The following is a 12473-nucleotide window of genomic DNA, read 5'->3' on the forward strand; positions in this document are numbered from 1 at the left end:
CCTCCCCGCGCGCGGCGGAGGATCGAAAGTCAAATGGCAGCCAGACCTCCCCTCGTCGCCCTCAAGGACGTCCGTCTTCAGGACGGCCAGCGCCCCCTGTTCGACGGCGTCGATCTTGCGGTCGAACCGCGCAGCCGCGCCGCCCTGGTGGGCCGCAACGGCGCGGGCAAGTCCACCCTGATGAAGGTGGTCATGGGCCTGATCGAGCCGGACAGCGGCGACCGTTCGGTCCAGTCCGCGACCCGTTTCGCCTATGTCCCCCAGGAGCCCGTCATCACCGGCGAGACCCTGCTCGACTATGCCTCCTCGGGCGAGGCCGAGAGCTGGACGGCGGAATCCTGGCTGGCGACCTTCGGGCTTGATCCGGCGAAATCAACGCAAGGCCTGTCGGGCGGCGAGACCCGTCGCGCGGCCCTGGCCAAGGCCTTCGCCGAAGAGCCCGACCTGCTGCTGCTGGACGAACCGACCAACCACCTCGACATCCTGGCCATCGAACTGCTGGAGAACGAGCTGCTGTCGGCCCGGTTCGCCCTATTGGTCGTCAGCCACGACCGCGCCTTCCTGAACCGCGTCACCAACACCGTCCACTGGCTGGAAGGGCGCCGCGTCCGCACCCTCAGCAAGGGCTTCGTCGAGTTCGACGAATGGTCCACCAAGGTGCTGGAGGAAGAAGCCGAATCCCTGCGCCGCCTGACCAAGACCATCGAGCGCGAGACCGCCACCTTCTACTCCTCCATCACCGCCCGCCGCAGCCGCAACGAAGGCCGCGCCCGCTCCCTGATGGCCCTGCGCGCCGAACGCGCCGAGAAGATGAAGGACGCCCCGCGCGAACTGTATCTGGGCGTCGATTCCGGCGGAACCTCGGGCAAGCTGGTCGCCGAGATCAAGGGCGTGTCCAAGGGCTACAACGGCCGCACCCTGTTCAAGGATCTGACCACCCGCATCATCCGCGGCGACCGTCTGGGCATCGTCGGCCCCAACGGCGCGGGCAAGACCACCCTGGTCAAGACCCTGCTGGGCGAACTGGCGCCGGACGAAGGCACGGTCCGCATGGGCGCCAATCTTGAGCCCGTCTATCTGGACCAGTCGCGCGAGGGGCTGAAGTCGGACATGACCCTGTGGGACGCCCTGACGCCGGGCGGCGGCGACAGCATCATCGTGCGCGGCTTCTCCAAACACGTCGCCGCCTACGCCAAGGACTTCCTGTTCTCGGAAGCCCAGCTGCGCCAGCCGATCTCGACCCTGTCGGGGGGCGAGCGCAACCGCCTGCTGCTGGCCCGTGCGCTGGCGAAACCGGCGAACCTGCTGATCCTCGACGAACCGACCAACGACCTGGACATGGACACGCTGGACAAGCTGGAGGAGCTGTTGGAGGGCTATGACGGCACTCTGATCCTGGTCAGCCACGACCGCGATTTCATCGACCGCCTGTCCACCTCGACCCTGGCCCTGAACGGGCGCGGCGACATCGTCGAGACGCCCGGCGGCTGGACCGACTTCATCCGCCAGAACCCCGGCTTCCTGCAGCCCGGCTCCAACCCCCGCCCCCAGGACAAGGCCGCCGCCCAGCGCGCCGCCGACAACCCCGCCCCGGCTGCGGTCAAAAAGGCCGGCAAGCTGACCTTCAAGGACGCCCATCGCCTGAAGGAGCTGGAGGGCCTGATCGACAGCCTGCCGGGCGTCATCGCCAAACATGACGCCACCCTGGCCGACCCCGGCCTCTACAGCCGCGATCCCAAGGCCTTCGACGCCGCCATGAAGGCCGCCGACAAGGCCCGCGCCGATCTGGAAAGCGCCGAAATGGAGTGGCTGGAACTGGAAGAGAAGAAGGCCGCTTTAGCCGGCTGATCCTCAACGGGGCTGACATGACGCTGCGCACCCACACCGTCGAATTCCCGCCGCCCCAGCTGGCGGCCCAGCGCCGGATCAACGCCATCCTGAACCGCGCGCCCCGTTTCCGCACCGACCCGTGGCGGGTCGAGGCGGGCCAGCAGCTGTCGACCTGGCTGGAGGCGGCCGCCGCCGCGGTCACCACCCCGCGTCTGAAGAAGCGGGGCGTCACGGTCGAGATCGTCCATACGGACGGCGACCACCCTGTCCATCTGCGCATTCTTCACCCGTCAGGTCCGCCGCGCGCCATTATTCTGGACATCCACGGCGGCGGCTGGGTGCTGGGCGGCGCCAGCCTGAACGACCGGCTGAACGGCTATCTGGCGCACAACGGCTATTGCGTCGTGTCGGTGGACTATCGCCTGCTGTCGGAACGCCGCCACGTCTATATCGACGCCGCCATCGCCGACTGTCTGGCCGCCGCCTACTGGACCGTGACCAATGTCGACCGGCTGGGCGCGGCCAGCCTGTTCATCATGGGCGAGTCGGCAGGCGGGCATCTGGCGGCCCTGACGGCCCTGGCCCTGCGCGATCAGGGCTTGATCGATCTGGTGAGGGGCTGCGTCCTGGCCTACGGCGTCTTTGACCTGTCCGCCACCGACAGCGTCCGTGCGGCGGGACCGCAGGTCCTGCTGTTCAACGGCCCGACCATGCGCGCCGACCTGGCCCGCCTGGCGCCGGACCGTGACGAAGCGGGCCTGCGCCGGGCCGATGTCTCGCCGCTCTACGCCGACCTTGCCGGCCTGCCTCCCGCCCTGCTGATGGCGGGGGAACTGGACCCCCTGTTCGACGACAGCCTTCTGATGGCCACCCGCTGGGGCCGGGTCGCCGACGTCGACCTGATCCGCGTCCCTGAAACCCCGCACGGCTTCCTGCATTTCGGCGGCCCCGCCGCCCGCGGCGCCAGCACCGCAATCCTGCGCTGGCTGGATGCGCGGCTTTCTGTGGACAAGCCAAACCGCTGATCCGCAAAAGCGAATTTGATCCGTCCACCGATGTTCACAGGTTTGTCCACCGCCGCCGGGCCAATCGTGCACATCGGGGCGAGTTCGGGCGCTTGCCTCATAGCGGGTTTCATCGGAACGTCAACGGGCCGAGGGACACGGCGGCGCGGAAATCCAGGGGAGACCCAGGAAATCAAGCGAACCGGCCCGGCTCTCCGACCCGGCGCGATCGGGCGATCTTCGGATCGTAACGTGCGACAGGCGGGATCAAGGCTTCGGTCTTCGACGGTCTTCGGATCGCCGATAGCCGGGGAACCGGATCAGGATCGATGGACGACGCGGACGCAAAGCCGTGGGACGCCAAAGACCAGGAGCGCGACAGGATACAGCCGACCGCCCTTGCAGGTTCGCCTGCAACGACGCTGACGCCAAGGTCCAACCCGAAAGGCCAAGTCCAACCCGGACTTGGCGAGGGGACGAAGAGCACGGGTTCGCCCGCACGCTTCGTCCCCTCGCTCAATTCCAGCCCCCGTCATGAAAACGCGCTAGACAGGTCCGCGCCGTCCGCACACCCTGCCCGTGCAGACGGAGACAACCATGCGTGCACCCCTGATCCTGCTGGGCGTCGGCCTGACGGCATGGCCGCTGACGGCGGCGGCCGCACCTCAGTCTCTGCCGCCGATCCCCTATCCGCCGCGTGTCGCCCTCTCGCCGCACCGCGCCGATGGCGATGCCGCCGATGTCGAGACCATGAGTCTGCTGCGGCCGACGGCTCAGGCGACCTGCGATGGCGAACCCGTCCATGCGGCTTACAGCGACGACCTCGCGGTCCAGACGGCGCAATCCGCAAGCGCAGGCGAAACGCCGGACACAGTGATCGGCTTCTCCATCGCCGAGGATGGCCGCACCCTGGAGATCAAGCCCGTGCAGCCCGCCCAGGGACGCGCCGCCACCGCTGGCGCAGACGTTCAGGCGGCGCTGGCGGCATGGCGTTTTGCGAGCGGCGCGCGTCGCGACTGCCTGCTGACCGTCAGCTACAGTCCCGTGCCCATCGCCGAGGCGTCCAGCGGCGACCTGCTGCGCTATTTCGCGGTCACCCGCACGACCGGCCCGATCCGCGACGCCGTGGCCAATCGTCTGGCGGGCCCAGAGGCGAACTGCGGCGGCGATCGTCGCGGGGGGCGCCGTCCGCGCACCGTCTCCTATCCCGACAACTTCATCGGTCAGCGCCCGCCGCCGGGCGGCAAGGCCTGGACAGTCGTTCGCTGGAACATCAACGCCCAGGGCCGGGCGACGAACATCCAGACCCTCGGGTCATCCGGCGACCGCGCCTTTGATGCAGAGACGCGCCGCGCCGTGGCCGCCACGGTCGTCGCAGCGGGTCCGCCGCGGAAAGGCTGCGTCTATAATTTCCACCGCATCGGCCCCGTCCTGCCCGCTCCGGCCATGCCGGACAGACCCGATGAACCGCTGGCGTCCTGCCCTGCCGACGTCAGGGCGCGTCTGCAGATCCGCCCCAACCCTGAAACCTATCCCAAGGCCTTCGGGGACAGGCAGATCGAAGGCTGGGCCCTGGTGCAGTTCGATGTCGCCACCTGGGGCCAGTTGGGCAATGTCACCTTGCTGGACGCCCAGCCCGCGTGGGCTTTTGGCCAAGGCGGCATGGCCACCGTGCGCTCGGCCCGTGTCGAGCCCGGAACAACGCCCGGCGTAGGCTGCATCGTGCCGGTCCGTTACCATTCCGGCGCGCGTGAAACAGACCAAACAACACAGGTCGAAGCCTCAACCGACTAATCCGCCGCCTTTCCAACGCCGCCATCCCCCCGTAAAGCATGGGCTATGAATGTGCGCGGGAATCGCCCCCTTCTGAACCGTCGCCGCGCCCTGCTTGCAGGCGGCGCGGCTGCGCTTGGCGTCACGGCGCTGGGCCTTCGGGCCTGTGACCGGTCGCCGGCTGCGGTGGATGAGCAGGGGCGCGTGCGCCTGCGTTTCGCCACCGACTGGCGCGCCCAGGCCGAGCATGGCGGATTCTATCAGGCCCTGGCCTCGGGCGCCTATGAGAAGCGCGGCCTGAACGTCCAGATCGTGCAGGGCGGACCGGGCGTGAACGTGCCGCAACTGCTGGCGGCGGGCGCGGTTGAACTGGGCATGGGCTCCAACAGCTTCATCCCGATGAATCTGGTCGCGGCGGGCGCCCCGGTGAAGGCCGTCGCCGCCTTCTTCCAGAAAGACCCCCAGGTCCTGATCGCCCACCCCGATCCGGCGCTGAAATCCATCGCCGACCTGAAGGGCCGCCCCATCCTGCTGGCCGACGCCTCGGTCAACGCCTTCTGGGTCTGGCTGAAGGCCAAATACGGCTTCACCGACGACGAGGTGCGCAAATACACCTTCAACCTGGCCCCCTTCCTGTCTGACAAACGGGCGGTGCAGCAGGGCTATCTGACCTCTGAACCCTACACCATCGAACAGCAGGCCGGATTCGAGCCCAAGGTCTTCCTGCTGGCGGATGAGGGCTATCCGTCCTACGCCACCATGGTTCTGGCCCCCACGGCCTTCGCACGCGACAATGGCGCCACCCTGCGCAGCTTCATCGCCGCCTCGGCCGAGGGCTGGCGCGACTATATCCGGGGCGACGCCTCCGCCGCCGACGCCCTGATCCGCAAGGACAACCCCGACATGACCCAGGACATCCTGGATCAGGCCCGCGCCAAGCTGCGTGACAATGACATCGTCGATGGCGGGGACGCGGCCCTGTACGGCCTGGGCTCCATGACCGAGGAACGCTGGAAGGCCTTCTTCGACGTGACCAGCCAGGCGGGGGTCTATGACGCCAATCTGAACTGGCGCGACGCCTTCACGAACAACTATCTGCCGGGCCGTGGCTGACACCGGGCCGATTGCGGCCCTGGATCAGGTCGTCGTCGACTGGCCGTCGCGCGCGCCTTTGGGTCCGCTGGATCTGAGCGTCGCGCCGGGCGAGATCGTGGCCCTGGTCGGGGCGTCGGGTGCCGGCAAGTCGACCACCCTGCGCCTGCTGGCGGGGCTGGAGCAGGCGTCGTCGGGCCGGGTGATCCGCGCCGCCGCCCCCGGCCGCACCGGCTTCGTCTTCCAAAGCCCGACCCTGATGCCCTGGGCCGACGCCCAGGCCAATGTGGCCCTGCCACTGGAGCTGTCGGGCGCGCCGAAAGCCGAGGCCCGCGCCCGCGCCGCTGAGGCCCTGACCGCCGTCGGTCTGGGCCAGCGCCTGACCGCCCGCCCCGCGCAACTGTCAGGCGGCATGGCCATGCGGGTGTCGCTGGCCCGCGCCCTGGTCACCCGCCCGGACCTGCTGTTGCTGGACGAGCCCTTCGCCGCCCTGGACAGCGTCACCCGCCGCCGCCTGATCGAGGATCTGCACGCCCTCTGGGCCGTCGCCGCCCCGCGCCCGGCCATCGTCTTCGTCACCCATGATGTCGAGGAGGCCGTCTATCTGGCCCAGCGCGTCGTGGTGCTGGACGCCGCCTCGGGCCGCCCCGTCGCCGATCTGAACACGCCCGGCGCCGCCCCGCGCCCTGACCACTGGCGCGCCGATCCGGCCTATCGCCAGACGGTCGAAGCGGTCGCCGATGCGCTGGCGGCCAGCATGGCGACATCCGCTCAGGCTGCGTCATGAAGCGCCTGCTGGACATCGCCCCGCCCGTCGGCCTGACCCTGATCCTGCTGCTGGTCTGGGAGGCGGCCTGCCGCCTGCTGCACCTGCCGATCTATTTCCTGCCGCCGCCCAGCGATGTCGCCGTGGCGCTGGTGCAGGCCGGACCGCGACTGGCCACTTCGGCTCTGGTCACCTTCCGCATGGCCCTGACGGCGCTGCTGGTCGCAGGCATCATCGGGACCGGACTGGCGCTGGCTGTCTCCCTGCATCGGGCGGCTGAGCGGGCCGTGCGGCCTCTGGCGGTCGTGCTGCAGGTCACGCCCATCGTCGCCATCGCCCCGCTGGTGCTGATCTGGTTCGGCATCGACCATGCCGAGCGCGCCGTGGTGGCCCTGGCCGCCGCCGTCGCCTTCTTCCCCATCTTCTCGGGCGTCCTGACCGGCCTGCGTTCGGCCGACCCGGACCTTGAGCGGTTGTTTGATCTGTACGCCGCCCATCCCCTCCAACGGCTGTGGCGTCTGCGCCTGCCGTCCGCCCTGCCTTTCGCGCTGGAGGGGCTGCGGGTTGCGGCCGGGCAGGCGGTGATCGGCGCCGTGGTGGCCGAGTTCGTCTCCGGCTCCGGCGCCACACAGGGCCTGGCCTGGCGTCTGCTGGAGGCGGGCAACCGGCTGCGGACGGCGGAGATGCTGGCGGGGCTGGTCTGTCTGGCGGTGCTGGGCCTGCTTCTGAACGCCGCCGTCGCCGGGATCGCCCGCATCATCACCCGCACCCGCCCGCGTTAGCGCGCGATTAAGTGCTGATCCGCTAACGTCTTGGTTGTTCTTCCCACCGGAGAGCCGCCTTGCGCAGCGCCCTCGTCTTCACAACCGCCCTGTTCGCCGTCAGCGCCGTCGCTGGCGCCGCCTCCGCTCAGCAGGTCGCCACCAACAGCGCCGGGCTGCGCTATCTGTCCTGGCCGGGCAAGACGACCGTCAACGCGGCGCCTGCCCCCGCGGTCGTCACCGCGTCTGCGCGCGGCGAACCTGCGCTGCGCCCGGTCCGCACGGCGGCGTCGCTCGACGCCTCGTCCGCCATCCCTTTGGCCCGGCTCGACGCGCCCAGCCGCGAAGCCCCGCGCCCCGGCCTGACGCCCGCCACCGCCTTCTATAATCCGACCTATGGCGCCGCGTCCGCGCCCTCCAACACCGCGCCCCAGGCCTATGTGACCGCGCCCGTACGTCAGGCCCCGACGCCTGCGCCCGCCCCTGCGCCTCAAACTGCGCCCCAACCGACGCCTCAGGCGGCTGTCCAACCCGCGCCTCAACCCGCGCCGCGTCCAGAACCCCGCCCCGAGCCCGTCGTGGCCGCGGCGAACACGCCCGCCCCGGTCCAAGCCGCTCAGCCCCAGCCCGCTCAACCGCAACAGCAGCAGGCCTACGCGGCGGAAGCCGCGCCCGCCCCGGCTGCGGCTCCCGATGTCGTCGACCCGATGGCTCCGCGTCGCGACGCCGCCATCTTCAGCCTGCAACGCCAGCCCGCCGCTGCTGTCGCCTCAGACGCGCCGCAGACCGCCGAGGTCCAGCAGGTCGCCCAGGCCGGTCCCTACAGCCAGCAGGCCCGCTATTATTCCGTCCACCGTCAGGCGGGCCGCCATCCCGACGCCATCGCCGCGCCGCAGCAGTCCTATCTGAACGCCCTGCCCGTCGAGCTGACCCAGGTCCCGGCGTCCAAGGACATGGCCGAACCCGACGCCCCGCCCCAGTTGATCCGCGACGCCAACGGCCGCATCCGCGCCATGCCTCAATCGCAGTCCGACGAGACCCCATGAAGGACCACGCCCTGGTCGAGACGGACGTCCTGAAAGACTCACGCCTGCCGCAGTTGATCGCCCTGGCTGACGAGGCGTCCAGCCCCCGGCGGCGTCAGTTGCTGCGCGCCCTGACCGACCATTTCTTCGGCCAGGCGCCGCTGCCGCCCAGCGAGAACGGCCTCTATGGCGCCCTGTTGTCGCGCCTGTCCGAGCAGATGGAGACGGCGGTGCGCGCCGAACTGTCGGCCCGTTTCGCCGACGCCCCGCACGCGCCGCGCAACCTGATCACCCGCCTGGCCAACGACGCCGCCGAGGTCGCGGCGCCAGTGCTGCGCGGTTCGCCCGTGCTGACGGACGACGATCTGGTGGACATCGTGCGCCAGCATGGCCAGGACCATATTCGCGCCGTTTCCGGCCGCGCCAACGTCTCTGAGGCCGTGTCCGAGGCCATCGTCGCTCACGGGGACGACCAGACCCTGGGCGCCCTGTTGCGCAACCGGGGCGCCCGCCTGTCGCGCGCCACCTCTGAAGCCGCCGTCGAGCGCGCCAAGGCCAACCCTGAACTTCACGCCGCCACGGTCGAAGGCGGCTGCCTGCCCGTGGATCTGGTCAACGAGATGTATTTCCTGGTCGAGGCCCGGCTGCGCCAGCAGATCCTTGAACAGAACGCGCGGCTCGATCCGGCCCTGCTGGAGGCCGCTCTGGCCGCCGGACGCACCCAGGTCGCCGTTGATCAGGGCGACCTGCCTGCCGACTACGCCGACAGCCTGGCCCATGTCGCCCAGTTGCGCGCGCAGGGCCCGCTGACGCCCACGGGGCTGGCGCGGCTGATGCGGACCAGGGGCGCGACCGCCTTCCTGATCGCCCTGTCAGAGTTGGCGGATGTCGACTTCCATACCGTCAAGAGCGTGGCGGACCGCCGCGAACTGGACGCCCTGGCGGTGATCTGCAAGGCGGCGGATCTGGATCGCGCGATCTTCCTGACCTACGCCGTGGTCATCCTGGGCGCGCAGGACAATGCGATGGGCAAGGCGGCGGCCTACGGCGGCATGTATCAGGATCTGACCCGCGCCGCCGCCCTGCGCACCCTGCGGTTCTGGCGCATGCGGCGCACCGCCCAGGCGGCCTGACCTACGCTAAACAGCTTATCGCACAGCAAAACGCCCGCCTCCTTTCGGAAGCGGGCATTTCTGTTCGGGAATGCTCCCGATTTACTTCTTGGCGCGAGTGACGCGGGCCGGCTTACGGCCGCCTTGACCCAGACCCATCTGCTTGGCCAGTTCCGAACGCGCCTTGGCGTAGTTCGGAGCAACCATCGGATAGTCCTTGGGCAGGTTCCACTTGGCGCGGTATTCTTCGGGGCTCATGTCGTACTTGGTGCGCAGGTGGCGCTTCAGCGACTTGAACTTGCGGCCGTCCTCCAGGCAGATCAGGAAGTCGGCGTTGATCGACTTGCGCACCGGAACCGCCGGTTCCTTGGGCTCGGGCTCGGGCTCGACGGGCGCCAGAGAAACACCGGACAGCGCCGCGTGAATGCTGGCGATCAGGGACGGCAGGACGTCAGCGGATACAGTGTTGTTGCCGACGTAAGCGGACACGATGTCAGCCGTCATTTCCAACAGTTCGGGCTTTTCTTCCATAATAATCGTCTGGTCCATGGTTCAATGACTTCGACTGGAAAAGCCAGCCGCCCTCCACTTTTGACGTGCATAAGGATGTTTGGCCTTAAAAGCAATCACTCACAGTCAACAGTCGTCAAGGTTGCAAGACCCGAATAGTAACAATCACCAGCGGTATAGGATCAACGCCGGAAGTCTTGCGACAGAACCATCATCGCCGCACGTTCAGGGGCAGAGTACTCGTCCACCATGGCTTCATCGCCTTCGCGGATGGCGCGCAGAAGTTCAGGCGTCAGGGCAGATGACAACGACCAGTTCCAGTATCGCAACACAGTCTGGGCGCGGTCGACCGCCAGCATCTCATAGGTGATCTGCACCCGCTCCCAGTCGGGATCGGTCAGGCCATCCGCCGTCGTCTCGGGACGACGCATCGAACGCCACAGATTAAGCAGATCAGTGCGCGACAGGCCTGTCGCCTTGCAGAGAATCGCCAGGGATTCTCCACCCGGGTCGCCCAAAATCTTGGCCCCGGTCAAAGGCTTTACTCCGGACAGATAGGCGATCTCGGACGCTGTTTCTCGCGTCAGACCGTCTCGTGCAGCAACGGCGATGGCCTCTTCCAGATTTTCAAACGGGCTCTTCTCTATCGCCGCTCGGTTGCGTTGACGGCGCTCGATGAATTGCAGGGCCTTGCGCGATACGGGATCAGACCAACCCTCTTTCGCCGCCATGGCGAAGACGTCCTCGACCACCTCCTGCATCACTTCACGCGACACCGCGAAGCGCTGCAGAATCGTGCGCCGGTTTTCCGGCCCGCACCACCAGTACATGACATAGGCGCTGGACGGCCTCATCTCGGGGCGTTTCAACAACGGCGCGCACAGCACCGGCAGAAGACGGCTCAACTTCACCGCCTCCTCAAGCCCCGCCTGCGAGAAGCGCGCGGTCTCGTTCTTCAGCAACCGCTCCGTCGTCGCCAGCTCCTCGAACGACAGCAGGGTCTCCGTCACAATCTCGGACAGGCCCCGACGTCCGGCGATCATGATCCGGTGCTCCGGCCCCGCATCGCGCGCGCAGGCCACAAGGTCGGCGTCGGTCAGAGAGGCGCACTGTTCGAGCAGCAGGCCCGCAATATCCGGTTCGTCACGTATCAGCAGGCGCGCCAGACTGTTGGGAATCTCGTTCAGCAACGCCAGACGCGCGGCGACGCGGCGGCGGTCGTCACGCGACGCCAGCCGCAGCATGTCGACCAGAAGATCGCCCGTCACCGCGCGCTCAAAGGCGTTGATGCGGCTGGCGGGCAAAGACACGACGTCCGCCAGACGTTTCAGCAGGGCGTGCCGCGCGCGCGAAGACGGCGGCGCATCTTCTTCCATCAAGACTGAAACGTCGCTCATGCAGAACAGTCTAAAGACTGACCGTTAACCGGTCGTGTGTCTGCTAGTTTTGCAGATGACGCATGCAGCGCCAGCATCGCGGCCCGGCGGCCCCAATGCTGGCGAGGCGCAGACCTGGATCAGAGCCCTTCGAACAGGGCGGTCGACAGGTAACGTTCGGCGAAGGACGGGATGATGACCACGATGGTCTTGCCCGCATTCTCTTCGCGCGCGGCGATGCGGAAGGCGGCGGTCAGGGCGGCGCCGGAGCTGATGCCGACCGGCACCCCCTCGGTGCGGGCGACCTTGCGCGCCATCTCGAAACTGTCCTCGTTGGAGACCTGCTCCACCCCGTCCACGACCGAGGGATCATAGATGGCCGGCACGAAGCCCGCGCCGATGCCCTGAATCTTGTGCGGGCCGGGCGCGCCGCCCGACAGGACGGGCGAAGCCTCGGGCTCGACCGCAATCAACTGGACCGACGGCTTCCTGGCCTTCAGCGCCTGACCGACGCCCGAGATGGTGCCGCCCGTGCCGACGCCCGCGACCACGATGTCCACGGCGCCGTCGGTGTCGTTCCAGATCTCCTCGGCCGTGGTGACGCGGTGGATGGCGGGGTTGGCCAGGTTCTCGAACTGCGACGGGCTGACCGAGTTCGGCGTCGTCTCCAGCAGTTCCTGCGCGCGGGCGATGGCGCCCTTCATGCCTTTTTCCGCCGGGGTCAGCTCAAGCTGGGCGCCCAGCAGGGCCAGCATCTTGCGACGTTCGATCGACATGCTTTCGGGCATGACCAGGATCAGCTTCAGCCCCTTGGCGGCGGCGACGAAGGCCAGGGCGATGCCGGTGTTGCCGCTGGTCGGTTCGACCAGAAGCGTGTCCTTGTTGATCTTACCGGCCTGCTCCAGCGCGTCGATCATGGCCACGCCGATCCGGTCCTTGACCGAGGCGATCGGGTTGAAGAACTCCAGCTTGGCCAGGACCGTGGCCTTGGCCCCGTATTCCGCCGACAGCTTGGGCAGGCGCACGATCGGGGTGTCGCCGATGGTGTCGATGATCGAGTCATAGACCTTGCCCCGCCCCTTCTTCAGGTGGCGGGAAGCATCGTAGCTGAAGTCGGACATGGGGAGTTCTCCGTCAATCTTGAGCGCACAACAGATAAGGCCTTGCCGCGACGCGCAAGAGGCTGCCTGCGATGATTTCTGCGCAATCCTATCAGAGCGACTA

At 68.2% G+C, this 12473-nt stretch carries 11 protein-coding genes; 8 read left to right on the forward strand and 3 right to left on the reverse strand.

From position 1 onward, the window contains the following. Positions 1 to 33 precede the first annotated feature (33 nt). The 8 genes from KWG56_RS10500 to KWG56_RS10535 all read left to right on the forward strand — a co-directional run bounded on the left by KWG56_RS10500 (position 34) and on the right by KWG56_RS10535 (position 9384). Positions 34 to 1848 carry an ABC-F family ATP-binding cassette domain-containing protein gene (locus tag KWG56_RS10500; RefSeq protein WP_219354717.1) on the forward strand — a complete coding sequence of 605 codons (1815 nt, stop codon included), beginning with the start codon at positions 34 to 36 and terminating at the stop codon, positions 1846 to 1848. Positions 1849 to 1865: 17 nt separating this feature from the next. Further along, positions 1866 to 2855 carry an alpha/beta hydrolase gene (locus tag KWG56_RS10505; protein ID WP_219354718.1) on the forward strand — a complete coding sequence of 330 codons (990 nt, stop codon included), beginning with the start codon at positions 1866 to 1868 and terminating at the stop codon, positions 2853 to 2855. A 576-nt stretch (positions 2856 to 3431) separates the two neighbouring features. After that, on the forward strand, positions 3432 to 4628 hold the full coding sequence (locus KWG56_RS10510; RefSeq protein WP_219354719.1) for an energy transducer TonB family protein: 1197 nt from the start codon (positions 3432 to 3434) through the stop codon (positions 4626 to 4628). Between the two features lie 51 nt (positions 4629 to 4679). Then, entirely contained in the window at positions 4680 to 5720 is a 1041-nt protein-coding gene (locus tag KWG56_RS10515; RefSeq protein WP_370874271.1) for an ABC transporter substrate-binding protein, read from the forward strand. Beyond that, positions 5713 to 6486, forward strand: a complete 774-nt coding sequence (locus KWG56_RS10520; protein ID WP_219354720.1) for an ABC transporter ATP-binding protein — start codon at positions 5713 to 5715, stop codon at positions 6484 to 6486. Before KWG56_RS10515 ends, KWG56_RS10520 begins: the two co-directional genes overlap by 8 nt. Continuing rightward, positions 6483 to 7247, forward strand: coding sequence for an ABC transporter permease (locus KWG56_RS10525; RefSeq protein ID WP_219354721.1), 765 nt, complete (start codon positions 6483 to 6485; stop codon positions 7245 to 7247). The genes KWG56_RS10520 and KWG56_RS10525 overlap by 4 nt, the downstream gene beginning before the upstream one ends. A 59-nt stretch (positions 7248 to 7306) precedes the next feature. Further along, entirely contained in the window at positions 7307 to 8272 is a 966-nt protein-coding gene (locus tag KWG56_RS10530) for a hypothetical protein (RefSeq protein WP_219354722.1), read from the forward strand. Then, positions 8269 to 9384 (forward strand): DUF2336 domain-containing protein, encoded by a 1116-nt coding sequence (locus KWG56_RS10535; protein ID WP_219354723.1) that lies wholly within the window; start codon positions 8269 to 8271, stop codon positions 9382 to 9384. Before KWG56_RS10530 ends, KWG56_RS10535 begins: the two co-directional genes overlap by 4 nt. An 81-nt stretch (positions 9385 to 9465) precedes the next feature. Here KWG56_RS10535 and KWG56_RS10540 read toward each other — a convergent pair whose 3' ends face one another. From KWG56_RS10540 to cysK, 3 genes are all read right to left on the reverse strand, one after another. Then, entirely contained in the window at positions 9466 to 9894 is a 429-nt protein-coding gene (locus tag KWG56_RS10540) for a Ros/MucR family transcriptional regulator (protein ID WP_201097212.1), read from the reverse strand. Positions 9895 to 10055: 161 nt separating this feature from the next. After that, entirely contained in the window at positions 10056 to 11270 is a 1215-nt protein-coding gene (locus KWG56_RS10545; RefSeq protein ID WP_219354724.1) for a DUF2336 domain-containing protein, read from the reverse strand. Between the two features lie 119 nt (positions 11271 to 11389). Further along, positions 11390 to 12370 carry a cysteine synthase A gene (cysK, locus tag KWG56_RS10550; RefSeq protein ID WP_219354725.1) on the reverse strand — a complete coding sequence of 327 codons (981 nt, stop codon included), beginning with the start codon at positions 12368 to 12370 and terminating at the stop codon, positions 11390 to 11392. Positions 12371 to 12473: the final 103 nt, after the last annotated feature.

It is taken from the genome of Brevundimonas nasdae, from assembly GCF_019395145.1.
Lineage (GTDB): Bacteria > Pseudomonadota > Alphaproteobacteria > Caulobacterales > Caulobacteraceae > Brevundimonas > Brevundimonas nasdae.

Bases quoted from the DNA above. Each gene is read 5' to 3' on its own strand.
- KWG56_RS10500 (WP_219354717.1), top strand. From the start codon at position 34: ATGGCAGCCAGACCTCCCCTCGTCGCCCTCAAGGACGTCCGTCTTCAG.
- KWG56_RS10505 (WP_219354718.1), top strand. From the start codon at position 1,866: ATGACGCTGCGCACCCACACCGTCGAATTCCCGCCGCCCCAGCTGGCG.
- KWG56_RS10510 (WP_219354719.1), top strand. From the start codon at position 3,432: ATGCGTGCACCCCTGATCCTGCTGGGCGTCGGCCTGACGGCATGGCCG.
- KWG56_RS10525 (WP_219354721.1), top strand. From the start codon at position 6,483: ATGAAGCGCCTGCTGGACATCGCCCCGCCCGTCGGCCTGACCCTGATC.
- KWG56_RS10535 (WP_219354723.1), top strand. From the start codon at position 8,269: ATGAAGGACCACGCCCTGGTCGAGACGGACGTCCTGAAAGACTCACGC.
- KWG56_RS10540 (WP_201097212.1), bottom strand. From the start codon at position 9,894: ATGGAAGAAAAGCCCGAACTGTTGGAAATGACGGCTGACATCGTGTCC.
- KWG56_RS10545 (WP_219354724.1), bottom strand. From the start codon at position 11,270: ATGAGCGACGTTTCAGTCTTGATGGAAGAAGATGCGCCGCCGTCTTCG.
- cysK (WP_219354725.1), bottom strand. From the start codon at position 12,370: ATGTCCGACTTCAGCTACGATGCTTCCCGCCACCTGAAGAAGGGGCGG.